Annotated in this window: 27 protein-coding genes and 1 riboswitch; of the genes, 8 read left to right on the forward strand and 19 right to left on the reverse strand. The window is 38.6% G+C overall.

From position 1 onward, the window contains the following. Nucleotides 1-22 precede the first annotated feature (22 nt). The 3 genes from SB717_RS02705 to SB717_RS02715 all read left to right on the forward strand — a co-directional run bounded on the left by SB717_RS02705 (nucleotide 23) and on the right by SB717_RS02715 (nucleotide 6,481). Nucleotides 23-1,861, forward strand: coding sequence for a bifunctional homocysteine S-methyltransferase/methylenetetrahydrofolate reductase (locus tag SB717_RS02705; protein ID WP_098621515.1), 1,839 nt, complete (start codon nucleotides 23-25; stop codon nucleotides 1,859-1,861). Then, nucleotides 1,862-5,305: a methionine synthase gene (metH, locus tag SB717_RS02710; RefSeq protein WP_098621516.1), complete on the forward strand. Its 3,444-nt coding sequence runs from the start codon at nucleotides 1,862-1,864 to the stop codon at nucleotides 5,303-5,305. It begins immediately after the preceding gene. Nucleotides 5,306-5,683: 378 nt separating this feature from the next. Next, nucleotides 5,684-6,481 carry a Cof-type HAD-IIB family hydrolase gene (locus SB717_RS02715; RefSeq protein WP_074678492.1) on the forward strand — a complete coding sequence of 266 codons (798 nt, stop codon included), beginning with the start codon at nucleotides 5,684-5,686 and terminating at the stop codon, nucleotides 6,479-6,481. A gap of 58 nt (nucleotides 6,482-6,539) precedes the next feature. Here SB717_RS02715 and SB717_RS02720 read toward each other — a convergent pair whose 3' ends face one another. The 5 genes from SB717_RS02720 to SB717_RS02740 form a co-directional block, all read right to left on the reverse strand. Next, on the reverse strand, nucleotides 6,540-6,746 hold the full coding sequence (locus SB717_RS02720) for a hypothetical protein (protein ID WP_013055999.1): 207 nt from the start codon (nucleotides 6,744-6,746) through the stop codon (nucleotides 6,540-6,542). Nucleotides 6,747-6,794: 48 nt separating this feature from the next. After that, nucleotides 6,795-7,058 (reverse strand): hypothetical protein, encoded by a 264-nt coding sequence (locus SB717_RS02725; protein WP_013055998.1) that lies wholly within the window; start codon nucleotides 7,056-7,058, stop codon nucleotides 6,795-6,797. A gap of 204 nt (nucleotides 7,059-7,262) precedes the next feature. After that, on the reverse strand, nucleotides 7,263-7,637 hold the full coding sequence (locus SB717_RS02730; protein ID WP_098621518.1) for a cbb3-type cytochrome c oxidase subunit I: 375 nt from the start codon (nucleotides 7,635-7,637) through the stop codon (nucleotides 7,263-7,265). A gap of 174 nt (nucleotides 7,638-7,811) precedes the next feature. Continuing rightward, nucleotides 7,812-9,110 (reverse strand): NCS2 family permease, encoded by a 1,299-nt coding sequence (locus tag SB717_RS02735; RefSeq protein WP_074678493.1) that lies wholly within the window; start codon nucleotides 9,108-9,110, stop codon nucleotides 7,812-7,814. A 230-nt stretch (nucleotides 9,111-9,340) separates the two neighbouring features. Beyond that, nucleotides 9,341-9,619 carry a hypothetical protein gene (locus SB717_RS02740; protein ID WP_410903150.1) on the reverse strand — a complete coding sequence of 93 codons (279 nt, stop codon included), beginning with the start codon at nucleotides 9,617-9,619 and terminating at the stop codon, nucleotides 9,341-9,343. 676 nt (nucleotides 9,620-10,295) lie between these two features. Between SB717_RS02740 and SB717_RS02745 the strand changes: the two genes are divergently transcribed. Beyond that, nucleotides 10,296-10,655, forward strand: a complete 360-nt coding sequence (locus SB717_RS02745) for a YueI family protein (RefSeq protein ID WP_335430822.1) — start codon at nucleotides 10,296-10,298, stop codon at nucleotides 10,653-10,655. 25 nt (nucleotides 10,656-10,680) lie between these two features. On the opposite strand, the gene SB717_RS02750 is transcribed toward SB717_RS02745, so the two are convergent. From SB717_RS02750 to SB717_RS02765, 4 genes are all read right to left on the reverse strand, one after another. Continuing rightward, nucleotides 10,681-11,382 carry a cell wall hydrolase gene (locus tag SB717_RS02750; protein ID WP_074678494.1) on the reverse strand — a complete coding sequence of 234 codons (702 nt, stop codon included), beginning with the start codon at nucleotides 11,380-11,382 and terminating at the stop codon, nucleotides 10,681-10,683. A gap of 312 nt (nucleotides 11,383-11,694) precedes the next feature. After that, nucleotides 11,695-12,021 (reverse strand): hypothetical protein, encoded by a 327-nt coding sequence (locus tag SB717_RS02755; protein ID WP_013082248.1) that lies wholly within the window; start codon nucleotides 12,019-12,021, stop codon nucleotides 11,695-11,697. A 147-nt stretch (nucleotides 12,022-12,168) separates the two neighbouring features. Then, a complete protein-coding gene (locus SB717_RS02760) occupies nucleotides 12,169-12,363 on the reverse strand; it encodes a hypothetical protein (RefSeq protein WP_410903151.1) in 195 nt (64 codons plus the stop codon). Between the two features lie 17 nt (nucleotides 12,364-12,380). Continuing rightward, nucleotides 12,381-13,226 (reverse strand): patatin-like phospholipase family protein, encoded by an 846-nt coding sequence (locus tag SB717_RS02765; protein ID WP_013055989.1) that lies wholly within the window; start codon nucleotides 13,224-13,226, stop codon nucleotides 12,381-12,383. 307 nt (nucleotides 13,227-13,533) lie between these two features. Between SB717_RS02765 and SB717_RS02770 the strand changes: the two genes are divergently transcribed. Together SB717_RS02770 and SB717_RS02775 are read left to right on the forward strand one after the other, a co-directional pair. Then, nucleotides 13,534-13,719, forward strand: coding sequence for a YkvS family protein (locus SB717_RS02770; RefSeq protein WP_013055988.1), 186 nt, complete (start codon nucleotides 13,534-13,536; stop codon nucleotides 13,717-13,719). Nucleotides 13,720-14,035: 316 nt separating this feature from the next. Further along, nucleotides 14,036-14,269 carry a hypothetical protein gene (locus SB717_RS02775; RefSeq protein WP_410903152.1) on the forward strand — a complete coding sequence of 78 codons (234 nt, stop codon included), beginning with the start codon at nucleotides 14,036-14,038 and terminating at the stop codon, nucleotides 14,267-14,269. 33 nt (nucleotides 14,270-14,302) lie between these two features. Here the strand turns inward: SB717_RS02775 and SB717_RS02780 are convergent, their stop codons facing one another. From SB717_RS02780 to SB717_RS02805, 6 genes are all read right to left on the reverse strand, one after another. Next, a complete protein-coding gene (locus tag SB717_RS02780; RefSeq protein WP_028414147.1) occupies nucleotides 14,303-15,004 on the reverse strand; it encodes an NAD(P)H-binding protein in 702 nt (233 codons plus the stop codon). Between the two features lie 68 nt (nucleotides 15,005-15,072). After that, entirely contained in the window at nucleotides 15,073-15,570 is a 498-nt protein-coding gene (gene queF / locus SB717_RS02785) for a preQ(1) synthase (RefSeq protein ID WP_013055985.1), read from the reverse strand. Between the two features lie 98 nt (nucleotides 15,571-15,668). Further along, entirely contained in the window at nucleotides 15,669-16,400 is a 732-nt protein-coding gene (queE, locus tag SB717_RS02790) for a 7-carboxy-7-deazaguanine synthase QueE (protein WP_410903153.1), read from the reverse strand. Further along, on the reverse strand, nucleotides 16,393-16,833 hold the full coding sequence (queD, locus tag SB717_RS02795; RefSeq protein ID WP_013055983.1) for a 6-carboxytetrahydropterin synthase QueD: 441 nt from the start codon (nucleotides 16,831-16,833) through the stop codon (nucleotides 16,393-16,395). Before queD ends, queE begins: the two co-directional genes overlap by 8 nt. Then, nucleotides 16,833-17,495 (reverse strand): 7-cyano-7-deazaguanine synthase QueC, encoded by a 663-nt coding sequence (queC, locus tag SB717_RS02800; protein ID WP_410903436.1) that lies wholly within the window; start codon nucleotides 17,493-17,495, stop codon nucleotides 16,833-16,835. The genes queD and queC overlap by 1 nt, the downstream gene beginning before the upstream one ends. Before the next feature lie 233 nt (nucleotides 17,496-17,728). Further along, a riboswitch (PreQ1 riboswitch) is annotated at nucleotides 17,729-17,772 on the reverse strand. 311 nt (nucleotides 17,773-18,083) lie between these two features. Continuing rightward, on the reverse strand, nucleotides 18,084-18,269 hold the full coding sequence (locus tag SB717_RS02805; RefSeq protein ID WP_312036027.1) for a hypothetical protein: 186 nt from the start codon (nucleotides 18,267-18,269) through the stop codon (nucleotides 18,084-18,086). A 357-nt stretch (nucleotides 18,270-18,626) separates the two neighbouring features. On the opposite strand from SB717_RS02805, the gene SB717_RS02810 reads away from it, so the two are divergent. After that, nucleotides 18,627-19,346, forward strand: a complete 720-nt coding sequence (locus SB717_RS02810; protein WP_013082239.1) for a 3-ketoacyl-ACP reductase — start codon at nucleotides 18,627-18,629, stop codon at nucleotides 19,344-19,346. A gap of 64 nt (nucleotides 19,347-19,410) precedes the next feature. Here SB717_RS02810 and SB717_RS02815 read toward each other — a convergent pair whose 3' ends face one another. The 3 genes from SB717_RS02815 to nhaC form a co-directional block, all read right to left on the reverse strand. Beyond that, nucleotides 19,411-19,536, reverse strand: a complete 126-nt coding sequence (locus SB717_RS02815) for a DUF6254 family protein (protein WP_013082238.1) — start codon at nucleotides 19,534-19,536, stop codon at nucleotides 19,411-19,413. 87 nt (nucleotides 19,537-19,623) lie between these two features. Beyond that, on the reverse strand, nucleotides 19,624-20,505 hold the full coding sequence (locus SB717_RS02820; RefSeq protein WP_074678499.1) for an alpha/beta hydrolase family protein: 882 nt from the start codon (nucleotides 20,503-20,505) through the stop codon (nucleotides 19,624-19,626). Between the two features lie 293 nt (nucleotides 20,506-20,798). Beyond that, nucleotides 20,799-22,181, reverse strand: coding sequence for a Na+/H+ antiporter NhaC (gene nhaC, locus SB717_RS02825; RefSeq protein ID WP_410903154.1), 1,383 nt, complete (start codon nucleotides 22,179-22,181; stop codon nucleotides 20,799-20,801). Nucleotides 22,182-22,600: 419 nt separating this feature from the next. Here nhaC and SB717_RS02830 point away from each other — a divergent pair, with 419 nt between their 5' ends. Next, a complete protein-coding gene (locus SB717_RS02830) occupies nucleotides 22,601-24,715 on the forward strand; it encodes an ATP-dependent Clp protease ATP-binding subunit (RefSeq protein ID WP_182004158.1) in 2,115 nt (704 codons plus the stop codon). A gap of 51 nt (nucleotides 24,716-24,766) precedes the next feature. On the opposite strand, the gene SB717_RS02835 is transcribed toward SB717_RS02830, so the two are convergent. Beyond that, nucleotides 24,767-25,045 (reverse strand): hypothetical protein, encoded by a 279-nt coding sequence (locus tag SB717_RS02835; protein ID WP_410903155.1) that lies wholly within the window; start codon nucleotides 25,043-25,045, stop codon nucleotides 24,767-24,769. Nucleotides 25,046-25,107 lie beyond the last annotated feature (62 nt).

Here is a 25,107-nt window from a genome sequence, read left to right on the forward strand (position 1 = left end):
AACAATTTAAGGAGGTTTTGACATGGGGTTACTTGAAGATTTAAAGTCTAAAATTTTAATTGGGGATGGTGCCACTGGTACCCTCCTTTACTCACACGGTATTGACAGCTGCTTTGAAGAACTAAACATCACCAAACCAGAAGAGGTTTCTCGTATTCACAGAGCCTATGTAGAAGCTGGTGCAAACGTTATTCAAACAAATACGTACGCTGCTAATTATCAAAAACTTGCCCGTTATGGATTAGAAGATTCAGTCAAAGACATCAATGTTGCTGGTGTAAAATTAGCGAAACAAGCTGCAAAAGATCAGGCTTACGTGGTTGGTACACTCGGCGGAATTCGTTCTTTCCAAAAAAACGCTATTAGTTTAGAAGAGGTTAAGCGAAGCATTCGTGAACAAATGTTTTGGCTTTTAAATGAAGGCGTGGATGGCCTTTTATTTGAAACATACTATGATTTTGAAGAATTAAAGACCGTTCTTACCCTGGCAAGAAAAGAAACGGATAAGCCTATTATTACCCACGTTTCCCTGCATGATATCGGCGTACTGCAAGATGGCCGTCCTTTAGCAGATGCATTAAAAGAATTAGAAGCGTTGGGAGCAGATGTTGTCGGGCTAAACTGCCGTTTAGGTCCTTATCATATGATTCAGTCTCTTGAAGAAGTACCGCTTCCTGATCGTGCTTTCTTATCTGCTTACCCTAACGCCAGCCTTCCGGCGTATGTGGAAGGAAAGCTGGAATATGAAACGAATGAAGACTACTTTGTAGAAAGCGCGCGTTTATTCCGCGAACAAGGGGTTCGCTTAATTGGAGGATGCTGCGGTACAACACCAGCTCACGTACGCGCAATGTCATCTGCCTTAAAAGACCTGCCTCCGATTACAAGCAAAGTCGTTAAAATGAGACCAGCCGTTACGGTTCAAGAGCGTGAGCAGCAGGATAAACCTCATATGCATGAAATTGTGAAGAAGCGCCGCTCGGTTATCGTCGAGCTAGATCCGCCTAAACAGCTTGGTCCGACTAAATTTTTAGAAGGCGCAAAAACACTTGATAAAGTCGGCGTAGATGCTATTACATTAGCTGATAATTCTCTTGCCTCACCTCGCATCAGCAACTTGGCAATGGCAACACTGATGCAGCAAGAAACAAAAGCACGACCGCTTATTCATATTACCTGTCGCGACCGAAATTTAATTGGACTTCAATCTCATTTAATGGGACTTCATACGCTAGGAATGAATCAAGTACTTGCAATTACCGGTGATCCGTCAAAAGTTGGCGATTTCCCTGGCGCCACTTCGGTCTACGATTTATCTTCATTTGACTTGATTAGTTTAATCGCTCAGTTTAATGAAGGACTATCTTATTCCGGTAAACCGCTTGGTCAAAAAACCAATTTTTCCATTGCAGCTGCCTTTAACCCAAACGTGCGTCACTTAGACCGAGCTGTTCAGCGTTTGGAAAAGAAAATCGACTGCGGGGCTCACTATTTTATTACTCAGCCTCTCTATTCAACTAAGCAAATTGAAGAGGTATATGAAGCAACCAAACATTTAACAACACCGGTATACATTGGGATCATGCCGTTAACAAGCGCAAGAAATGCTCGATTTATTCACCATGAAGTACCTGGAATTAAATTATCAGAAGGTATTCTAGAACGCATGGACGCAACGGGAAGTGATCGAATCCGCGGTGAAGTCGAAGGTCTTGCAATTGCCAAAAACTTAATTGATACGGCATATGAGCTATTTGACGGTATCTACTTAATTACGCCGTTTATGCGCTATGAAATGACCGAAATTCTAACACGTTATATTCATGACAAGCAACTTGTTACATCAGAAAGGAAGATATAAATGAGCTCACTTATCGAACAACAACTAAAGAAGCGAATACTCGTCATCGATGGAGCAATGGGAACGATGATTCAAGATGCTGATTTAACCGCTGAAGATTTTGGCGGCGAAGAATATGAAGGCTGTAACGAATATTTGACTCGAACAGCGCCTCATGTGATTCAGCGCATTCATGAAGAGTACTTTGCAGCAGGTGCTGACATCATTGAAACCAATACGTTTGGCTCAACATCTACCGTACTTGATGAATACGATTTAGGTCACTTGGCGTATGAATTGAATATCGAAGCTGTGAAGCTTGCTTGTGCAGCCCGCGATAAGTATTCAACTCCCGAATGGCCTAGGTTCGTAGCTGGAGCTATCGGTCCTACCACTAAAACTCTCTCTGTTACCGGAGGCATTACATTCCCTGAGTTAGTAGAATCGTACGAAGAGCAAGCTCGAGGTTTGTTAGACGGCGGCGTTGACTTGCTTTTAGTCGAAACCTGTCAAGACATGCTGAACGTAAAAGCCGCGTTTCTAGGGATTACAGCGGCGTTTGAAAAACTAAAAACCGAAGTTCCTATTATGATTTCAGGAACAATTGAGCCTATGGGAACAACTCTCGCTGGTCAAGATATCGAATCTTTTTACTTATCACTGGAACACATGAAGCCACTTTCAGTCGGACTTAACTGCGCGACAGGCCCTGAATTTATGACAGATCATATTCGCTCTCTTTCAGACCTAGCCACTTCAGCAGTTAGTTGTTATCCAAACGCCGGACTTCCGGATGAAGAAGGCAATTATCATGAATCCCCTGAGCTGCTTGCTCAAAAAATTAAAGGGTTTGCTGATAAAGGCTGGCTGAACTTTGTAGGCGGATGCTGTGGTACAACGCCTGCTCATATTAAAGCACTGGCGGAAGCGGTAAAAGAGGTTGCGCCTCGTTCGCTTGATCGCTCCGAGCATAACCATGCTGTAACCGGTATTGAACCGCTTGTATATGACGAGTCTATGCGCCCTCTTTTTGTAGGAGAACGTACGAATGTAATCGGTTCTCGCAAGTTCAAGCGTCTGATTGCGGAAGGAAAAATTGAAGAAGCATCTGAAATTGCGCGTGCTCAAGTTAAAAATGGTGCTCACGTTATTGATATTTGCTTAGCAGATCCAGACCGTGAAGAAATGGAAGACATGGAGGAATTTATTCAAGAAGTTGTAAAGAAAGTAAAGGTTCCTCTTGTAATCGATTCAACCGACGAGAAAGTCATTGAAAAAGCTTTAACGTATTCACAAGGTAAGGTCATTATTAACTCCATTAACTTAGAAGATGGTGAAGAGCGTTTTGATGCAATCTTACCGTTAGTAAAAAAATTCGGTGCAGCTCTGGTTGTCGGCACAATCGATGAAACAGGAATGGCCGTTACTGCAGAACGAAAAGTGGAGATTGCTAAACGCTCACATGATTTGCTTGTTGAAAAACATGGCTTTAATCCGAAAGATATTATTTTTGACCCTCTTGTGTTTCCTGTAGGAACTGGTGATGAACAATATATTGGTTCCGCTGAAGAAACAGTTAAGGGAATTAAAATGATTAAAGAAGCCCTGCCTGATTGCCTGACTATTCTTGGCGTAAGTAACGTGTCATTCGGTCTTCCTCCAGTCGGACGTGAAGTACTGAATGCTGTTTACCTTTATCACTGTACGCAGGCGGGACTGGATTATGCCATTGTTAATACCGAAAAGTTAGAGCGCTATGCTTCTATTCCAGAAGCTGAAATTGAGCTTGCTAATGCGTTATTATTTAACACAACTGATGAAACGTTAAGCACGTTTACCGACTTTTATCGTGATAAAAAGAAAGAAGCAAAAGTAGAAATTTCTACGTTAACACTCGAAGAACGATTGGCAATGTATATTGTCGAAGGTACAAAAGAAGGATTGCTTCCTGATTTAGAACAGGCTTTAGCTCAATATGATGATCCGTTAGATATTATTAACGGACCTCTTATGAAGGGCATGGCGGAAGTTGGACGTTTGTTTAATGACAACCAGCTGATTGTAGCAGAAGTGCTTCAAAGTGCTGAAGTTATGAAAGCATCCGTTGCCTTTTTAGAACCTCATATGGAAGCAACTGAAAATGATTCTGGAAAAGGCAAAGTTATTCTTGCAACGGTTAAAGGCGACGTGCATGATATCGGTAAAAACTTAGTAGACATCATTTTAAGCAACAATGGTTTTAAAGTAATTGATTTAGGGATTAAAGTAACGCCCCAGCAGCTGATTGAAGCAGTAAAAGAAGAAAACCCAGACATCATTGGCCTGTCAGGTCTTCTAGTAAAGTCAGCTCAGCAAATGGTTTTGACTGCCCAAGATTTAACACAATCAAGCATTGATGTTCCAATTATGGTAGGAGGCGCTGCCCTTTCCCGTAAATTTACTGACTTTAAAATTGCCCCGGAATATGATGGTGCGGTCCTCTACGCCAAAGATGCGATGGACGGATTAGCGTTAGCAAACAAGCTGCAGAACAAAGAAGAAGTTATTCAGCTTCTAGCAGATTTAAAAACACGGCAAGAAAAGAAAGTAACGGTTCGAGAACGTCAGCCTCAAACCGCTCAAGCAGCTACGGCTGTTTTAGAAAGATCCGCCATTTCAACGGACGCTCCTGTTTTTGTACCGGCTGATTTGAAGCGCCACGTTGTTAAACACTACGATTTGGCACAGGTTCTTCCGTATATTAACTGGCAGATGCTTTTAGGCCATCACTTAGGACTAAAAGGAAAAGTGAATAAGCTGCTTGCCGAAAAAGACGAGCGTGCTGTTCAATTAAAAGAAACCGTTGATGACCTGCTCGAACTGGCACTAAAAGAAAACTTAATTAAGCCAGCGGTTATTTATCAGTTCTTCCCTGCTCAAGCAGACGGAAATGATTTAATTATTTATGATCCTGCTGATGAAAAAACAGAAATTGAACGCTTTACCTTCCCTCGACAAGCAAAAGGACAGTTCTTGTGCTTATCTGATTTTGCAAAGCCTAAAGAAAAAGAGATGGACTATGTATGTTTCTTCTCCGTAACAGCAGGAACAGGCATTCGCGAACGCGCGGCAAAATTCAAAGAAAACGGCGAGTTTTTAAAGAGTCACGTGTTCCAAGCTCTTGCGCTTGAACTAGCTGAAGGATTAGCAGAACGTGTTCATCAGCAAATTCGTGACCGCTGGGGATTCCCCGATTCGCCTGACTTTACAATGGCGGAGCGTTTTTCAGCCAAATACCAAGGTCAGCGTTTTTCATTCGGATATCCTGCATGTCCAGACCTTGAGGACCAAGCAAAACTGTTTAAATTGCTTAAACCTGAAGACATCGGCATTCAGTTAACAGACGGTTTCATGATGGAACCAGAAGCTTCTGTTACAGCCCTTGTTTTTGCACATCCTGAAGCGAAATATTTTAACGTATTATAAAATATGGCCGCGGTCTTTTAGACCGCGGCTGTTTTTTACAGTGAACAAACCTGAAAAAAGGCTGCGACAAATGTATTTTTAGCTGAAGAAAGATCCGAACGGTGAATCCAGATTCTTGACTGAGAATCAACTCCATTCGGATTTTTCATTGTGATGATGAACTGAATTTCATGGAGCTGTTTCTAGCTGTTGATTGGAGGGCAAAACGAAGACTCCTGCGGAAAAAATTGATGTAGTTATGTCTTAATCTCTTTGAATTCACCGCCGATTTGAGCTTTTTTTATGAGTTTCTTGGGAAACACTGATAGAATAAGGAATGTAATAAATTTGTAACGTCCTTATCACAGCAATTTTTTCAGGGAAAGGAATTTTCAAGCAATGATTAAATTATTTGTAAGCGACTTAGATGGCACTCTTTTACACGAAGAAAAATACGTAGAACAGCATAATGCAGACGCACTTAGTGAACTTCAGCGCCAAGGAGTAGAGGTTTGTCTTGCTTCTGGACGAATGGATACGGAAATTTTAAAGATTTCTACTGATATTAATAATACATTTCATCGCATTAGCCAAAACGGAGGATTTGTGTGGACCAAAGAAAATCAAGAACTTCATGGAAAAGTGTTTGAAGATGATTTAGCGGTTCAACTTTATAAAAAAACGATAGATCCTAACCGTATTACGCTTGTCTGTTCAAACGACACGAATTATGTAGAGCAGCGAAATGAAATTATTGAAGCAATTGAAACTCACATGTTTTTCCCTATCGAAGAACAAATTAAAATGACGGATTCATTTGGTCACGCTCTTTCTCCATCTAAAATCACGGTTCTTGGAGATCACGATGAAATGGTAGCTCTGCAAAAAGAAGTGAACGAAGAGTTCGGTGATTATATTGATACATATATTTCTGCCAAGCAGTGTTTGGATATTATGCCTAAACATATCAGCAAAGGAAATGCCATTGAAATTTTATTAAATCATCTTCAGCTAAAACCAGAGGAAATTGCATGTGTAGGGGATTCATTTAATGATATTCCTATGTTCCAATTAACGCCGAACAGTTTCGCTATGGCTACAGCTCCTGAAGCTGTTCAGCGCCATGCCTCCGCTGTTGTGTCATCTGTTAGTGAAGCAGCGCGTATTGTTTTAGAAAAAAATAAACAAACAACCTGAAAAAAAGCGGTCAACGTTTAGATTGACCGCTGTTATCTATTTAATAAGAAAACGGTAGTTATTTTTTTCGTAAAGAACGAAAAAATTCACCTAAGCTTTTTTGCTTTCCATCTGCATGCTCTCCGTGATTAACCAAGCTGCTGATTCTTTCTCGTCGAACAACAACCATAATAAGAGTGGCAAAAAAGATAATGGAAACGGCAATGACAACCAGTGCAAGAACGGATGCTACAATAGCTTCAGAAGTCGTTAGTGACGATAGCATCTGCCTCGTACACCTCCATTTCGTTTGTGGCGAAAAGGAGCCTAGCAATTAGAAATGCAAATAATCTTTTTTCTCAGCTTGATGCATGTTATTATACACCATTTTCATTTTAGAAGCTGTAGCTTTTAAAGACGTAGACGAATCCACATCTTCGGCTAACATAATGTTTACTAAGTCAACCACAGAACGAGACAACAACTCTACATTATTTTGCAACTCTAATTCGTCATAAGTTGTACGGTCTTGAAGACGAAGTCGAATAATTTCATTTGCTAGCTCCCTAACACGCACTAATTGTTGATGTTCTCCCATAGTATCTCCGCCGCAAGAAACTTATAATCAGCCCTTTTATTGGCTTTTATAAGAGCTAGAAATCCCTGCAGCTTACCCCTCCTTATAAAGATGCCTAGCACACCTTTATGTAAATCACACTTTCACCTTGTTTACATGTATATTCGCTATAGCTGGTTCTTTTTCCTTTTGAAATTAGCAGCCATCATTAACGACCTTCTTTGCTTATCGTTCAGATTTCAAATTTTTAAGGATGTGATATACGAAAATTAAAACGCCAATAGCCGTAAGTGTTGCTCCTGCTGCCACTATGGGTGTAAAAGCTTGGTTTTCTAGTACGATCATGAAAAATAAACCAATCATCATGACCGGTAATCCTATATTATGCAACCATACGTGCAGTTTGGCTAATTTACTTTCGCTAAACGCAGGAAACAAATAATAAATAAGTCCCGCTAACGTAAGCGCCGTCCACCCTAATAAATTGATGTGCACGTGAACAGGTGTCAAAGCGTAGCTGTGAACAATTGACATATAATACCCCAATATGATGCCAATTCCAAAATAAACGGCTGATATTTTAATTAATTTAATTCCCATCATTTTCTCCCCCTTATATCCCCCTCCGACTTCTGTACTACTTTACGCAGGAAACGTCATTTTAGAAGCGGCAGATTAGCCAAAGGACACGAAATACGGAGTATAATATCTAAAAAGAGGATTCTTTACCGCAAACACAAAAAACAGCTGAGCAAAAGTACTCAGCTGTCTATTTTAAGCAATATAATGCAGCACAAAATTCAAGAAAAACAACAGCGCGCTTACATACATAAACATCGATACTTCACGCATTTTGCCAAGGAATAATTTAAGCAGTGGATACGCAATGAACCCAAATGCAATTCCATCAGCAATGCTGTACGTAAGAGGAATAAGCGCAATAATTAAAAATGCAGGGAAACCTTCTGTTAAGTCCTGTAAATTGATGTTTTTGATATTTTGAATCATCAATGCTCCAATAACAATAAGAATAGGTGCAATAGCACTATCTGGAACCAGCTTGATAAATGGAATAAACAGAAGTGAACTTAAAAATAAAACTCCTGTAATCAGCGATGTTAAACCCGTTCGCCCTCCAGCTGCAATACCAGATGCTCCTTCTACAGAAGACACCGTGGGACTTGTTCCAAATACGCCGCTTAGCAAAGCTGAGGCGGCTGTTGCTTGAAAGGCCCGCGGAAATTTGCTATCTTGATTCATCATACCTAGCTGACCATGCAGCAAACCGATATTTTCAAAAATCAATACCATTGTTAATGAAAAGACAGCTGCCCAAAACGCAACGTCTCCAATAGCTCCAAAAGACAATGTGCCAAAGCTGCTAAAGAAGTCGTTCACGCTCCCAGCGGACTGTCCTTTTTCTGCACCGCTTCTTACACCAAGTAAGAAGGCAAGGACTGATCCAGCAATCATGCTTAACAAAAAGTTACCTTTCACATTTCGGATAAACAGTACGATTGTGATGATTAACGTCAACAGCGTACTGATCACAAACGGATCTGACAAGTCTCCAAGTGCTACAAAAGTGTTTTCGCTTGGAACTACAAGCTTCCCTTTTTGCAAACCGATAAATGTTAAAAATAAGCCAACACCGACTGTTATCGCTTCTTTTAGCGAATGCGGAATCGAAGAGACAATTTTGACAGACAGTCGTGAAAAAGCTAATGCTATAAAAAGAAAGCCGGATATCACTACTGCTAATAACCCTTCTTGCCAAGATAACCCCATTGATTGAACCATCGTATACGTAAACAATGCATTAATCCCCATACCTGGCACCAGAATAAGAGGCGCATTTGCCCAAAAAGCCATAATAACACAGCCTACAAAAGCCGAAGCTACGGTTGCGAATATTCCTGCTTCAAGCGGAATACCAGCATCAGACAAAATGGTTGAATTAACAGCAATAATATACACGATGGAAAGAAATGAAATGACCCCAGCTAAGCTTTCTTTTCCGACAGTTGTTTGGTGGTCGTTTAAACGAAACAACTTTTCAAATAATGCGTTCAATCTAATTTCCTTCTTTTCATCTATCCCTCGCCCACCCAGTGACCAAAAATGCCACCGAAGTTATTATAGCAAAATCAACAATTGTTGCAAGGAAAACTTGTCTCCTTTAGCTTAAGCGTTCATTCCTTATTTAAAACTGTTATCATTTTCTAAACGTAGCGTTTTGCATTCATTCTATATATACCTTGGACTGGACATAATAAAAGAGCGCTTTATCAGCGCTCATTGTTTTAATAATAATAAGGGTAATATGGTGGGTACGGCGGATAATAATATGGTGCTGGATAACCGTAATAACCTGGACCTCCTAGTGCACTTCCAAGAACTAATCCTCCAAGAAATGGAGCTCCAAAGCCCCAGCCCCACGGGCGACCAAAGCCAAAGCCGAACCCCGGACGGCCGAAGCCAAAACCTGGACGGCCGAAACCAAAACCTGGACGACCAAAGCCTCCAAAGCCTCCAAAACCACCGAATGGTCTTCTTATGTCATTAATATCAAATTCTTGCATGATACATGCCTCCTCAAATTATATTTCATTCTCTTTATTACATATGTTATTCACCTACTTCTTGCATAGGCAATCGCCTGTTTTTTTTGTGATTTCTTAAAAAATATTCCTTTTCTACCACCTCGTTAGGATTAAACAAGCGTACAGACATATATTTTTTAAGGCTTTGAAACATACTACATGTAACTTATGTAAAATAAGAGAGAGGAAACGAGGAATACACCTTTACAATTTTCAGCACCTGCTGCAATGAGGAATAAACATAATATGAACGCATAAAAAGAACGCTCAACAAAAATGTTGACCGTTCTTCTTATGAAAATACATAGCGATTTTTTATTAATTTATCTGACCCTTTGCTTGACCGTATATGCCCTAAAGCTATATAATCCCCTTTTTATACAATGCGCTTTGAACATAAAATCATAGGAGCGTCTCCCCAAACGCTGCTATGTATGTATATCTGTAATCGCTTACAAACCTTTAATAAAAAACCGATATGATTTTCTATCTATTTACATTAAACAATATTTTAGGCTAAATTTCAACACATTTTTTGTTTTTCTTTGTACTCATCAAAAAAACAGGTGATATAGCACAGTGATTTTCCTTTTTTCCTATCCCTTTTACTTATAGCCATAATCGTTTATAGTTTATAACGAAAGGAAGTGACGCAATGTCTGATCAACTAGAAGAATACTTAGAACGAGGAATGTACGGAGCAAAAGAAACAAAAAGAGACGAAAGAAGATATTTCCTAACTGCTCTACGTGAAAATATTGAACTTGCGCTAAAAAAAGGGCAAGTCATGAAAAAGGATGCAGCAAAAATAAAGCCTCTTTTTAAAAAAGTGAAAGACGGTCATTTGTTTTTAAATGGCTCCTTGTCTTACTCATACCTCTCCCCCTATATTCAAGCGGCTAACCAACATAAAGTGCCTTTTACTATCGTTCAGAACTTAGAAGCTGATACCGATATTGGTCTGGTTTTAACAGGTTCTGAAGGCAGTTTGGAACGAGATATCTTTTTAGACTAAAAAAAGAGCCAGAACGGCTCTTTTTTTATTTGGCAAACACATGATGATCAATTGTTTTAATTACAGCGCGTGAACGAATCCAGTTATCGGTAGCTGTTTTTGGATTATAAAAGTAAATGGAATCGTCTAAACGATCTTTTCTAGTCAATGCTTGCTCTACTGCTTTTTTCGAATCTTCTGAAGCGGGTTTGTTAATTGATCCGTTTTGGACCGGTGAAAAGGCGTATGCTTTTCCAACAACTTGTTTAATAACTCCTGTTACCGTATCTGGAAACTTCGGAGAATCTACACGGTTTAACACCACTGTTGCTACCCCTACTTTTCCTTCATATGATTCGCCTTTTGCTTCAGCTTCTACTAAGCGAGCTAATAAATCTTTTTCACTTGCTGAAATCGAAACTGCAGGTGTTTCCTGCTCTGCGGGTTTTGCTTCTGGCTTAGCCGTATTAGCCGGTGCTGCCGTTGAAGGTTCCGTTGTTTCAGCAGCCAGCACTTTTGTCTTACTCGGAATCGCTAATGTTTCACCAATATAAATCATATCTCCTTGACGATTGTTTATTTTTTTAATGTCGTCAATTGTTACACTATATCTTTTACCTAACTTCCAAAGACTATCGCCTTTGACCACTTTATAATTAGTTGCAGCCGTAGCTGTTGCATTAAAACCTATAAATGAAAGAGTAGCTAAACACGCTACTACCATTGATTTCATATAACTATGTTTCATAGGTAATACCTCCTGAAATTTCGTATGGTATTACTCTATCATAGCTATATAGGGGTTTCACCGAACGATTCAATTACATTTCTTTAAGTTTGATGAACAAAATTACGTTCGGAACACAATTATGACATTGTACCTTGTTTTTTGTCATAATCACGGTAATTTTTCTAAAATACAGGTATATTTTCCCGACTTATTTCAGTTTAATCAGAAATTTCTTCATTTGTTTTTCCCTTATAATTCTTATGATAAACATTTAAATTCATCTACTTTTATACAAAAAAGCTGAATGTTGTAATCAACATTCAGCTCTTTTTAATCTTCGATCTCAATTTCTACAACATCATAGAAATCAATCACTAGCTTAGCACCCGTATCATCCATAAACGTAAAGACGTCTTGATCATCTGATAAATGTATCACGTATCCGGTCAACTGCTGTTCACTGTTGTCGTAAACAGTAGTAATTAGAATTTTTTTATGATCTACATATGCTTCTTCTAATAACGAATGGAGGTCATAGTCCCCGTCATCTTCGGGCCGGTTCGTTAACAGCATCCCATAAGTCGTCATTCCATTTTTATCTTTCCATATATGATCTGCAAAATAAAAAGGTGCTGTACTTTTTCGAAACTCATCCATAATATCCCTCCTATAACTAAACACGTTTATTCGATCTTACCGTACGCTACTAAATAAACGCACAAGCACTTGTAACAGTATATTCTCTACTGTACAGGCTCATACATCCATTATATAAGGCGTAATCAAATAATGCCATCATTTCGTTTAGCTCCTAGGAATTTCTAGATACGTATAGGTGAAATCCCCACCGCGTCCGGCTATTCCACGAAAATGTTTGAAATCAGGGCGATTTACTAAAAAAGGGCGAAAAGCAAGAAAGTCTTCTTTTTTAACTTTAATTTCGTTTACTTTTCCTTCACTTAACTCATTCAACATGTTTATTACTGTTTGTTCATCCATTCAGTTTCACCTCACTTTTAACTGTTCAGCCAATTTTGTAGAGATGCAAATTGAGCTTCAGCTTCTTTATATCCTTGGTTGTAAAGAGCGTCGAGACGCTCACGATTCTTCTCAATTCGCCCTACTACAAGAGGGGTTTGCGGACGAATCACAAAGATATTCCCCTGTCTTTCCTGTTCTTCAATATATGACAATGTTTCATTATACAATTTATAGCGGTTCTCAAGCGCACGAGTCAGCCCATCATAATGACGATATTTGCGTTTCAATAACCAAAGCATATTTGATTTCTTTTTTCGATACCCTTCGTTTCGCGTTAGCACAACGATATTTTTTCTATATCCATCCTGCACTGCTTTTTTGATTGGAATCGGATCACTGATTCCTCCGTCTAACAGCTCTTTTCCTTTATATGTAACGACAGGTGCTAAAAATGGAAGGGAACTAGAAGCGCGAACTGCTGTCAAAATGTCCCGGTCATACTCATCAAAATAAACGGGTTCTCCCGTCACGCAGTCCGTTGCTCCTACTACAAGCTTCTCTGTACGCTCAGCAAATGCCTCAAAGTCAAATGGAAGAAGCTGATTAGGAATTTCATCAAAAACGAAATCCATTCCAAATATCTCTTTTGTTTTAAAATAATTTTTCCACGACAAGTAGCGAGGATCCTCTAAAAAATCTAAATTAGCTTTGCGACTTCTTCCTATTTGTCTAGATAAATAAGAAGTGGCATGACAAGCGCCGGCTGAAACGCCAATTACATACGGAAGATACAGATTTCTTTCCATAAAGTAATCTAAAACTCCAGTTGTATAAAGGCCTCTCATACCGCCTCCTTCGAGCACGAGTCCAGTATCTTTCAATTTCTACACCTTCTAATTCTTATAATTTCTGACAAGATTACACCTCGTTTATTATAACGAAAGATGCACAAAGATGAAACTGTCCTGCTTCTCTCTTTCATTAAAGCTACCAATTCCTTTTATTTCTCAGCACATTTTACTTATTTTTTCAATTTTATTTTATATTTTTTCAAAAAACTCTTTACTAATTCCCAGTTTTAAGGCAAAATTGTAAAAAAGAAAACGCTAACTAGTTTTACTATTTTTAAAATTAAAATTATTGCAAAAATTTATAATGAACTAATTTAAAACAAAGGAGCGATGAATCATGAAAATAGCAGAGGTAGGAAACTTGATAGAATTTAAAAATGGCTTACAGGGCATTGTCGAAAAAGTAAATGAAAACTCCGTGATTGTAGATTTGACTTACATGACAAACTACCGCGATTTAGACTTAGAACAGCGAACTGTTGTCAACCACAAAAACTACACCATCATTAATCCAGCTATGTAAAGGAAAAAAGCAGCCGGAAAGCAAAAGCGGTTGCTTTTTTATTGGTTTTGAAAGAATTGATTCTTTTGTTCCTCTGTAATAATCCCCAGCTTATACATGAGGTAAATATACTGTTGCACCTTAACATCCTTTGAACTTTTTTTCACTGTACTCCCTCTTTTCCAAAATGTTTCTTTATACAATAATATATGGCTGAGATAAAAAAAGTTTCCTTAAAGAAACAAAAACAGGCCCCATTTTTTCTTGAAAGGGGCTTATTTTCGTGTGACAATAAGAACAAGCTACTACTATCTTTTTAGCGAAAGGAATTACTAGCATGTTTGATACTGTATTGTTTATCGTTGCTCTTATTGTCATTCTTTTTTTCATCGTGCAGTTCGTTTTTAAACGCAAACAAACTTCAAATAAAAAAACATCCGTTGAACCCATGAATTATGCCGAAGAAGATTCTAACTCCTACACGAGCTGGAGTGAATCTGCATCTAAGCACGATCATGATGGCGATGGAGATGGAGATGGAGATGGAGATGCGGATGGTGACGGAAGATAGAAGAAAAGCCCCTTCTTATGAAGAGGCTTTTCTTTATTTTGATAATACTCGCTTACCGTTGGTAAACGAATAATAGCATTCACCTGTATAGATGTCTTGGCTTTCATGTACATGAACCCCACATTTATCTTCAAGGGCAGCTTTCATCATGGATTTGGCTACGTTATACGCTTTAATTGGACGATATTTTCTCCACTTTCCTACAAGGCAAAATGAACACGACTTTAACGTATATCCCCCAAGCTTTTCAAATAGGCGAAACTCTTGGCGCTTGCCTAATAATAACGATGGGCGGAAAAAGTGAGTAGAACGGATATACAAGCTTGCGATATCTTCTTCTACTTGCCCCTTTACTTTACTGTAAAAGAATGGCGAACGAAGATCAGCACCAATTGCTGTAATCGTTAAAAAGTTTTTGCAGCGATACTTTTCTGCACATTTAGCCGCTTTTAAAGGAAATTCGTAGTCCACTTTAATGAATTTCGCTTTTGTTTTTGCTTTTTTCATTGTCGTGCCTAAACAGCAATATACATCATCAACTGCAAAGCATTCTTCGTGCTTATCAAGCTCTGAAAAATCAATTTCGAGCTGACGTAGCTTTGTGTGTTCGATTGGTAGCTTTTTTCGAACAAACACTGTCACATGGTTATATAAGCTGTTGCTTAATAACATTTTTAAAAGTTCTTGACCAACAAGTCCGCTTGCACCTAATACTAATGCTGATCTCTGTGACATTCTTTCACCTTCTCATCTGTTGTTTTTGCAATGGAAAACAGGTTGCATACACAACCTGTTTGTTCGAATTAACGATTATCAATTGTTTCTGGATACAAATCATGATTCATTAGGCGATAATTAGCCATTTCTTCATACTTCGTACCAGGGCGGCCATAGTTTGTATATGGATCAATTGAAATCCCGCCGCGTGGTGTGAATTTTCCCCATACTTCAATATATCTTGGATTCATCAGTTTAATTAAGTCATTCATAATAATATTCATACAGTCTTCATGGAAATCTCCATGGTTACGGAAGCTGAACAAATAAAGCTTTAACGACTTGCTTTCCACCATTTTTTCATCTGGAATGTAACTAATATAAATGGTTGCGAAATCCGGCTGACCCGTTTTTGGACATAAGCTCGTAAATTCCGGACAGTTAAATTTCACAAAATAATCACGATTTGGATGTTTGTTATCAAATGCTTCTAGAATCTCTGGTGAATATTCAAACAAATAGTTTGTTCCTTGATTTCCAAGGAGTGATACACCTTCTAATTCTTCATCTTTTCGACCGCTCATTTGCATTTCCTCTCTTTCTACGATTGTCATTCTAACAGCGTTTTTTTATTTTGTATATATCTGTTTTTATTTTTCTTTGTAAATTTTTTGCTATGCGCTTACACGCCTCGTTTATTTCCCCAAACAAGGGCGTGAACCTGCGGCAGAACTCTTACATCGTTCATGTTTTTAGCTGCTACTGCCTTGTCGATTAACCACTCATACTTTTTAAGCAATTCTTGTGTTAACGATGCATTATCGATTGTCGTTAAGTCCTCGTTGCCTACTTGAACAAAAAATGGCACTTCAGGATAACGTTCATGAACAGACGCTGCATACTCAAAGTCTTCATCATTAAATACAACGACTTTTATGCTTATGTGCGCCATGCGTTTTTCCTTTATTAATGTCTCTATAATATCGTCTAATACCGAGAAATTTGTTTTCATTAATGAACTTGGAGGCTTAGGAGAAATCGTTAAATCATCGATCTTTAGGAACCAATCCTGATAACGGCTTCCCTGTGTTTCAAGAGCTGCTTTTACCCCATGACTGTGCAAAAGCTCTACAAGTGAATCAATTGCCTTGATAAGCGCAGGGTTTCCTCCAGAAATGGTAACGTGATCAAAGCACTCTCCTCCAATTTCTTTTAGCTCCGTCCAAATTTGTTCTGCTGTTAGCTGACGAATATCGTTTTTAGCTGATCCATCCCATGTAAAAGCTGAATCACACCAGCTGCAGGAATAATCACAGCCTGCAGTACGAACAAACATCGTCTTACGTCCTACAACCATTCCTTCCCCTTGAATCGTTGGTCCGAATATTTCAAGTACTGGAATTGTATTAGCCACGTTTTTTCACCTTCTTTGGGCGGTAAACTACGTAACTTGTCGGCGTTTCCCGCACGAATACTTGTACGCAAGAAGGCTTATTTGGTAGTGTGTCTAGATATTCTTGAACCAACTCATAAATTTTACGTGCAACAACTTCAGTTGTAGGAAAATCATTTGGATTTTCTTCGTTAAAGATAGAATGATCGTTCAATAATGTATGATCAAATTGACCAGAAACAATTTTTTTCAATAGCGCAAAATTTACTAAGAAGCCCGCTTCGTCTAATGTATCTCCGGCAACAGTTAGATTTACAAAATACGTATGTCCATGGACTTGACGGCATTTTCCTGCTTCTGTGTGAGGAACAAAATGTGCCGCAGCAAACTGCATATCTTTGTTTAGTTCATATTCATAGTCATGAAACACTTGCGGATACATTTGTTGCAGCATTATTTCTCTCCTCCTTCTTTTGTTTGCAGGTATTGATCTAACCCACGTTTTCGCAATTGACATGCGGGACATTCACCGCATCCATCGGCAACAATACCGTTGTAGCACGTTAACGTTTTTTCACGCACATACTCAAGCGCTCCTAACTCATCCGCTAAAGCCCACGTTTCTGCTTTATCAATCCACATGAGCGGCGTATGAATCACAAACTCAAAATCCATTGATAAATTAAGCGTGACGTTTAACGATTTTACAAATACATCTCGGCAGTCTGGATATCCCGAAAAATCAGTTTCACAAACGCCTGTTACGAGATGACGGCCTCCGCTGTTCTTAGCCAGTACGGCTGCAAATGATAAAAACAACAGATTGCGTCCATCCACAAACGTGGTAGGCAATTCGCCTTCTTTTTGCTCAATATCAATATCATCTCGCGTTAGTGCATTTGGTGCTAATTGATTTAAAAGTGACATATCTAGGACGGTATGCTTTACACCTAAATCAGCCGCAATAGTCTTGGCTACCTCTATCTCTTGACTATGACGCTGACCATATTGAAAAGTAACCGTTTCTACTTCTTTAAAGTTTTTCAAAGCCCAAAATAGACATGTTGTACTATCTTGACCTCCGCTAAATACAACAATAGCTTTTTCATTTTTCATCATTATTGTTCGTCTCCTTTTTGATTGAAATCAAAAGAAGAAGAAACTTTATTGAACCGTTCGTTCCCTTTGTGACTAATTTTATAACACAAAAAAGAGACTGCTCTTTTTCAGCAATCTCCCTAAAAAGCAACTAAGATACACGTACTCGCCAGCATACACGTCAAAAAGACGGGTTGATAGAAAAGCACGTGAAAGAAGACACGCCAAAACCGTGTCTTTTGTCATCAACGATGATCTTAGTTTTTTATAGAGGGAGTTTTCGAACCTCTCCCGTACATATACAAACGTGTACGGCGTTTCTTCTTGAATTGTCATCGTATACTATACCACATGCGTATAAATAATGCTATGTTTGTTGGCTTCTATCACCTTTAGCTTCCTTATTTTTCTTTATATAAGAAAGAGCAATAAATAATAAGGGAAAACAGAGGCTTAGTACGAATAAATAAAAAGGTCAGTAATATTTTTCAAAATAATTAAATTATGCTGTATTCGGAATAATATAATACGCTACGCCTGTAATGATTAGACCTAAAGGAAAGCTTAAAAAATTACGTACGTGTAAATTACACAATTGGACGATGCTTAACTGAATGGCATAGAACACAATGACAACTTTAAAAAAGATAGATAACATCCAAAATAGTGTTCAACTTCGTCTTTTTTTACTAACCCGTCGATGTAAGCAACACCTAAAGTGAATTTTTCTTCAATCGAAATTCGAAACTCTCGTACCACTAAGTCCGTACGCTGTCTCAGTGCTTTTTTCATGAGGGATAAATTATCTCCCACCCTCTCCGATAATTTCTGCTCTTCATGTGTAGAAGAAGCACTAGTTTTCTTAGAGTCCTTCTATTCATCAGCTTTTTCTTTCCGCTGTTTGGATTTATTCGTTAACTCAGATAGGTTTTTTATACGCATTGCTCATCCTCCACTACATTGAAGGAAAAGAAACGGGATTTCTTCTTTTTAGTCTCTATAGTTTTTGTATGAAAAGGAAACTTATACTTGAAGCCATTTTAATAATCTTTATTTTTGACATCATTTGTGCATTTCTATAGGATAGTAATGGATAATTCTTTGTTATTATGAAGAATGTTTATGCGGAACATTGAAAGGAGTCTATATATGGCACAATCACTTAAAGGCAAAGTAGCTCTTATTACAGGAGCAGGAAAAGGCATCGGTCGTTCAACTGCAATTGAATTAGCAAAAGAAGGCGTAAATATCGGTTTAATTGCTCGTACAGAGGCGGATTTAAAGGCTGTTGCTTCTGAACTAGAAGCATTTGATGTACAAGTTGCTTACGCAACAGCAGACGTTTCTTCTATGGAAGAAGTAAACGCAGCAGTTGAGCATCTACATACAAAATTAGGGGCAACGGATATCTTAATCAACAACGCGGGAATCGGTAAATTCGGAAGCTTTTTAGAGCTAGACCCAGCTGAGTGGAAACAAATCATTGATGTGAATTTAATGGGCGTTTACTACGTAACGCGCGCCGTTCTACCTCAATTAATCGAAAAGAATGGTGGAGACATCATCAATATCTCATCCACTGCTGGTCAAAAAGGCGCTCCCGTTACAAGTGCTTACAGCGCTTCAAAATTTGGCGTGCTCGGCTTAACTGAATCTCTAGCGCTAGAGGTGCGCAAACACAATATTCGTGTAACAGCGCTAACGCCAAGTACAGTAGCAACGGAATTAGCATATAAAGAAAACTTAACAGATGGCAATCCTGATAAAGTGATGCAGCCTGAAGACCTAGCAGAAATTATGGTAGCACAATTAAAGCTGCATCCGCGTATTTTTATCAAATCTGCGGGCATGTGGTCCACAAATCCATAAACAAACATAGAAAAAGGAGAGCTTCAGCTCTCCTTTTTTTGTCTTCCTTTATATAATGGTTACCTTATTTACGTTTAGGCGTGATTTCTTCTGATAGTTCTTCAAAAGATTTTACTTTTCCATGCGATGGGTTTTGTGATTGTTTTCGTACATTCCACTGACGCTCTTTTTGACTTTTAGACTGAGTCATTTTGCTTCATCCCCTTTTTATATGCTTACATGTAGTAGGATAAAACAAGCTGCTCTTTTCCATTCATCAAAACTGCTTCCAATTTCTTTACTGCTTACCTAAATGTATTTTAAACCATTTATCAATTTCCGCGTTATATTGATCATAATAAGCAGTTAGCGGATGGTCTCCGTTTTTGTACAGTATATATTTGTATTCTTTTCCCTGCTCATCTAGCTGTTTCACAAGCTTTTCAGCCTGAGTGTGGTGAACTTTACGATCATGATCGCCTTGCAAAATTAACAGTGGTGAATTTACTTTATCACTCCAATAGACAACAGAACGACTTTTATACCTCTCTGGATATTGCGCCGGATCTCCTACAATTGTCCGCAGCACTTGTTTCATTTCAGGCCCTCTTTGATCGTAGAATTGAAACATGTCTGTAATACCTGATTGTACGACAACTGCATCAAATTTAACGCCGTTTTTCATCGTTAAATACGTCATCATACCGCCGCGTGAATAGCCTAGCGCTACCTTTTGCTGATGATTTACATAAGGAAGCTGTTCTCCCCACTTAATAAGATTTAATACGTCGTCAATATCTTTACCGCCGTAGGTCTCAGTTCCTTCACTTCCACCATTTCCCCTGTATTGAGTCGCTACAACGACGTAGCCTTTACTTGCCCAATATGATAAGTACTGAAGTGTTTTTGCGCGAATCATACCGTGTTCGCGATTTCCTCCGCGATTATATACTAAAAGCGGGTAATGTTTGTCTGCAATGTCTTTAGGCTGTACTAAAAACCCTTTTATCTTTAAATTATCACTAGGATACGTAATGCTATATACATCTACTTTATTTGAATAAGGCGATAATAAATTCAATTTTTCTTTATTTACATCATCACTTTCAGCTCGGTTAAAAACCGCTGTCACACCGAGCACAGCTACAGTGATTAATGCAATGATGCCCCATTTTTTCAACAGAAACCCTCTCCTCAATAAATATCTTTTCTCTTTTATAATGAGTGTTTTCATTTGGCTTTACCCTTCTTAAATGTTTGCTAAAAAGGGCATTCATCCCATCGCCAATGCAGCTTATTTATCATACCGCAAAACTCAAATTTCTTCATTAATAAAGAAATAAGAATTCATACAAATACATGAACAGGAAAGACGTATAGTAAATTGTATTATTAAATTATAGATTTGAAAAGTGGAATGATACTTTTTTTGTCGTTTTTTACCTGTCCTTTTTCAAAAAGAAAAAAGCCCAGTTAAGACTGAGCTTTTTTCTTGGCAATACCAATGCCTGTATATGCTAAAATAACTGAAAAGATCGGACAGAGAATGCTAAAGAATGTAAATGGAATATAGTCAGCCGCGGGAATATTTAATGCAGTTGAAATAAAAGCGCCGCTGACCCCCCACGGAATAATAGCATTAATAACCGTTCCACCGTCTTCAAGCGTTCGTGATAAGTTTTTCGGATCTAAGTTCCACTTTTCATACAGTGGCTTAAACGTCTGCCCAGGCAGAAGAATCGATAAATACTGCTCTCCTGTAATAACATTAACTCCAATTGAAGATAGAAGCGTAGCAAAAATAACGTCTCCGCTGCGGCGGATTTGTTTTGCTAATCCTTTTAATAAAGCATCGATAATTCCAACCGCTCTCATCAAGCCACCTAGCGACAAGGCAATCATGATAAGAGAAATAGAAAACATCATGGACTGTAATCCGCCTTTGTTTACAATGGCATCGACTACTTTATTTCCTGACTCTACTGCCGGTCCGCTTTGAAGAACGCCTAGCAATTGACTCAGCGTAAATTCATGCTGTGTAATCATTCCTGTAATAATGGCCGTTACAATCCCTAAAACTAACGTTGGCAATACATCGACTCTTCTCATCGAAAAAATAAGAACTAAAAGTGGAGAAAGCAACGTCAACATGTGTAAATTAAACGTATGCTTTAATGCCTCTTGAATTCCTTGAATTTCTCCGTAATTGACGCTTTCTTGGTTTCCGTTCATCCCAATGACCAATGCAATGATTGCGGTAATGACAATACTTGGAACCGTCGTCCACGTAATGTGCTGAATATGTTTAGGAAGCGGCACTTCAACGATACCAGAAGCAAAATTTGTAGTATCAGATAAGGGAGACATCTTATCTCCAAACACGGCTCCTGAAACAATCATCCCCGCTGCTAGACCTGGATGTACACCAATAGCAGTTCCTACGCCAAATAAAGCGACCCCTACCGTACTGACAGTTGTTAATGAACTTCCAGTGAATGTTGAAACTAATACGGTAATAACCAAAGCACTAATTAAAAAGTACTGTGGTGAAATCCAGTGGAAGCCGTAGGATAAAATCGTCGGTATCGTTCCTCCTACCATCCAAATCGCAATGAGCATCCCGATCAGCATTAAAATTAGGATAGGCTTAACACCAAGTCTAACACCGTCTAAAATCCCTTTCTCCATTTCTGTCCACTTATATTTCAACAAAAAGCCAATCACACTAATAAATGCTACACCAAATATCAGCGGAATATGAGGCGGTAGTTTTAACATAAATAATGAAACAAAAATAATAGCTAATAGCACCAAAACCACCGCTATTGATTGTATAAATGAAATTTCTTTTTTCATGAGGTATTCCCTTTCTATCTTTCTTTTTCACTTAAACGCTTTTATGCTTTTACGCAGTTAAGTGCAAACCTTCTTGAGTATAATTTTTATCCTTCTTGCTGTCAATAACTTATTTTATCCAACGGTAAGCTTTGCACTCAGTTTTCCACTTTTCTTCTTATTAATATTAATTCCCTCTCCAAGCAGATCATTGTACAAAATGCCTCTCATGTTTTTACATGTATAGAACGGGTACACATAAAACACATCTTTTTTTAATGTACTACCTTTTGTACATAAGCGAGGAACTTCCCTTAAAAATTTTTTAAGCAAAAGACTTGAAAGTCAAAAAAGGTCAAAGTATAATAAAATTACGAAAGGTCAAGAAAGGTCAAACACCTGCTGATCTTCGATTAAAATCATTTAGGGAGGCTAATTAAATGATTTGTCAAAACTGTAATAAACGTGAAGCATCTATTCAATTAAATGTACAAACAAATAACCAAAAATCTCAATATCGTCTATGTCATACATGTTATCAAGCACTAATGAAAGAACATAAAATCCCATCAGGCTTTGGAGGTGGCGGCTTTATGAACATCGATGATTTATTCAAGCAAATGTCACAAGAACAAGCTGCACCGGAACAGCCACAGCAAGGAAATGGCGGCAGCGGATTTTTAGACCAGTTCGGTCGAAACTTAACTCAAATTGCGAAAACGGGATTAATTGACCCTGTTATTGGCCGCGAAGAAGAAGTAGAGCGTGTCATTGAAATTTTAAATAGAAGAAACAAAAACAACCCGGTGCTAATTGGAGAGCCTGGTGTTGGTAAAACAGCTGTTGTTGAAGGGTTAGCTTTAAAAATCGCGGAAGGGAAAGTTCCTGCCAAGCTGTTAAATAAAGATGTATATCTGTTAGATGTAGCATCTCTCGTAGCTAATACGGGCGTGCGTGGTCAATTTGAAGAGCGTATGAAACAATTAATTTCTGAGCTTCAACAGCGAAAAAACGTGATTTTATTTATCGATGAAATTCACCTTCTTGTAGGAGCTGGTTCAGCGGAAGGTTCAATGGACGCAAGCAATATTTTAAAACCTGCTCTTGCACGAGGTGAACTTCAAGTAGTCGGAGCTACAACTTTAAAAGAGTACCGTTCGATTGAAAAAGATGCGGCTCTTGAACGACGCTTCCAGCCGGTTATGGTTCACGAACCGTCTGTCGAAGAAGCCGTTGAAATTCTAAAAGGAATTCAAAGTAAATATGAAGATTACCACGGCGTTAGCTATACAGATGAAGCGATCCGCGCTTGTGTAAATTTATCACACCGCTACATTCAAGATCGCTTTTTGCCTGATAAAGCAATTGACTTGCTAGATGAAGCAGGTTCAAAAATGAACTTACAGGCAGGCATTACAAATAAAGACGACGCGGCCGCTCGCTTAAAAGAAATCACAAAAGAAAAAGAGCAGGCGCTAAAGAATGAAAAATATGAAGTAGCGGCAAAACTGCGCGATGAAGAAGCTGCTCTTGAAAAACAGTTGAACGAAGAACAGCAAAAAATGAATGTGGACATTGCTGACATTCAAGCAATTATTGAAAAGAAAACGGGTATTCCTGTTGGTAAACTTCAGGAAAATGAATCAGCAAAAATGAAGCATTTAGCTGAGCACTTAGCTCAAAAAGTAATTGGACAGCAGGAAGCTGTAGAAAAAGTAGCAAAAGCGATTCGACGTTCTCGCGCTGGATTAAAAGCGAAGCATCGCCCAATTGGTTCATTCTTATTTGTCGGTCCAACAGGTGTCGGTAAAACAGAGTTAACCAAAACATTAGCTGAAGAACTATTCGGCTCAAAAGATGCAATGGTTCGTCTAGATATGAGTGAATACATGGAAAAACACGCGGTGTCTAAACTAATCGGCTCACCTCCTGGCTACGTAGGTCATGAAGAGGCAGGACAATTAACAGAGAAAGTACGCCGTAATCCTTATTCTATCATCTTACTAGATGAAATTGAAAAAGCTCATCCAGACGTTCAGCATATGTTTTTGCAAATTTTAGAAGATGGACGCCTAACAGATAGTCAAGGTCGTACAGTAAGCTTCAAAGACACGGTTATCATTATGACAAGTAACGCTGGTGTAGGTGAAAAGAAAATTACGGTTGGGTTTGACGCAGAAAATGATGCGCTTAAACAGGCATCCGTTTTAGATTCACTTTCATCTTATTTCAAACCAGAGTTTTTAAATCGATTTGATACAATCATTGAATTTAATCACCTTGAAAAAGATAACTTAATTAAAATCGTTGACCTTATGCTTGCTGAATTAAAAGAAACATTACAAGAACAAAACATCACGCTGCATGTAGCAGCTGAAGTAAAAGAAAAACTGGCTGAACTTGGCTATCACCCTGCATTCGGTGCTAGACCGCTCCGCCGAGCAATTCAAGAACAGCTTGAAGATCGAATTACAGATTTACTGTTAGATGATGCGGACGTATCAACAGTGAACGTAACGTTAAATGAAGCAAGCGAAATTACTGTACAAAACTAATAGAAAAAGCGACTCAAGTAGAGTCGCTTTTTTTTATAGAAATGTTTACGTTTATTTACTTTCATCTGTTTTTTCGTCTGTTTTTTCGCCGGCACTATCCGCTGATTCTTCTTGATCATCAGTTGCTTCATCCCCAGATGATTCATCTGCTTCGTCTTGCTTCATTGTTTCCTGTGAGTCATCTGTCGTTGTATCCTCCGCATGAGTATCATCCGACTGTTCTGTTTGCTGTTCTGTGGCATCTTTTTCATCCGTTTGTGAGTTGCATGCTGTGATTAACATAATTGCTAGAAGTGATCCAAATAACTTGACTAATAAACTTTTATTCATTTTACCGTCTCCTTTCGAATCATCTGAGCCTCTATGTAGTCACCATTCATATGGCTCTACTG

Source organism: Priestia sp. SIMBA_032 (assembly GCF_046535215.1).
In the GTDB taxonomy this organism is placed as follows: domain Bacteria; phylum Bacillota; class Bacilli; order Bacillales; family Bacillaceae_H; genus Priestia; species Priestia aryabhattai.

Bases quoted from the DNA above. Each gene is read 5' to 3' on its own strand.
- SB717_RS02750 (WP_074678494.1), bottom strand. From the start codon at position 11,382: ATGAAACATAGTTATATGAAATCAATGGTAGTAGCGTGTTTAGCTACT.
- SB717_RS02725 (WP_013055998.1), bottom strand. From the start codon at position 7,058: ATGGGAGAACATCAACAATTAGTGCGTGTTAGGGAGCTAGCAAATGAA.
- queD (WP_013055983.1), bottom strand. From the start codon at position 16,833: ATGCTGCAACAAATGTATCCGCAAGTGTTTCATGACTATGAATATGAA.
- queC (WP_410903436.1), bottom strand. From the start codon at position 17,495: ATGAAAAATGAAAAAGCTATTGTTGTATTTAGCGGAGGTCAAGATAGT.
- SB717_RS02705 (WP_098621515.1), top strand. From the start codon at position 23: ATGGGGTTACTTGAAGATTTAAAGTCTAAAATTTTAATTGGGGATGGT.
- SB717_RS02815 (WP_013082238.1), bottom strand. From the start codon at position 19,536: ATGACTCAGTCTAAAAGTCAAAAAGAGCGTCAGTGGAATGTACGAAAA.
- SB717_RS02740 (WP_410903150.1), bottom strand. From the start codon at position 9,619: ATGCAAGAATTTGATATTAATGACATAAGAAGACCATTCGGTGGTTTT.
- SB717_RS02755 (WP_013082248.1), bottom strand. From the start codon at position 12,021: ATGGATGAGTTTCGAAAAAGTACAGCACCTTTTTATTTTGCAGATCAT.
- SB717_RS02760 (WP_410903151.1), bottom strand. From the start codon at position 12,363: ATGGATGAACAAACAGTAATAAACATGTTGAATGAGTTAAGTGAAGGA.
- queF (WP_013055985.1), bottom strand. From the start codon at position 15,570: ATGAGCGGTCGAAAAGATGAAGAATTAGAAGGTGTATCACTCCTTGGA.
- SB717_RS02715 (WP_074678492.1), top strand. From the start codon at position 5,684: ATGATTAAATTATTTGTAAGCGACTTAGATGGCACTCTTTTACACGAA.
- SB717_RS02770 (WP_013055988.1), top strand. From the start codon at position 13,534: ATGAAAATAGCAGAGGTAGGAAACTTGATAGAATTTAAAAATGGCTTA.
- metH (WP_098621516.1), top strand. From the start codon at position 1,862: ATGAGCTCACTTATCGAACAACAACTAAAGAAGCGAATACTCGTCATC.
- SB717_RS02830 (WP_182004158.1), top strand. From the start codon at position 22,601: ATGATTTGTCAAAACTGTAATAAACGTGAAGCATCTATTCAATTAAAT.
- SB717_RS02775 (WP_410903152.1), top strand. From the start codon at position 14,036: ATGTTTGATACTGTATTGTTTATCGTTGCTCTTATTGTCATTCTTTTT.
- SB717_RS02780 (WP_028414147.1), bottom strand. From the start codon at position 15,004: ATGTCACAGAGATCAGCATTAGTATTAGGTGCAAGCGGACTTGTTGGT.
- SB717_RS02835 (WP_410903155.1), bottom strand. From the start codon at position 25,045: ATGAATAAAAGTTTATTAGTCAAGTTATTTGGATCACTTCTAGCAATT.
- nhaC (WP_410903154.1), bottom strand. From the start codon at position 22,181: ATGAAAAAAGAAATTTCATTTATACAATCAATAGCGGTGGTTTTGGTG.
- SB717_RS02805 (WP_312036027.1), bottom strand. From the start codon at position 18,269: ATGAAAAAAGCACTGAGACAGCGTACGGACTTAGTGGTACGAGAGTTT.
- SB717_RS02745 (WP_335430822.1), top strand. From the start codon at position 10,296: ATGTCTGATCAACTAGAAGAATACTTAGAACGAGGAATGTACGGAGCA.
- SB717_RS02730 (WP_098621518.1), bottom strand. From the start codon at position 7,637: ATGGGAATTAAATTAATTAAAATATCAGCCGTTTATTTTGGAATTGGC.
- SB717_RS02810 (WP_013082239.1), top strand. From the start codon at position 18,627: ATGGCACAATCACTTAAAGGCAAAGTAGCTCTTATTACAGGAGCAGGA.
- SB717_RS02720 (WP_013055999.1), bottom strand. From the start codon at position 6,746: ATGCTATCGTCACTAACGACTTCTGAAGCTATTGTAGCATCCGTTCTT.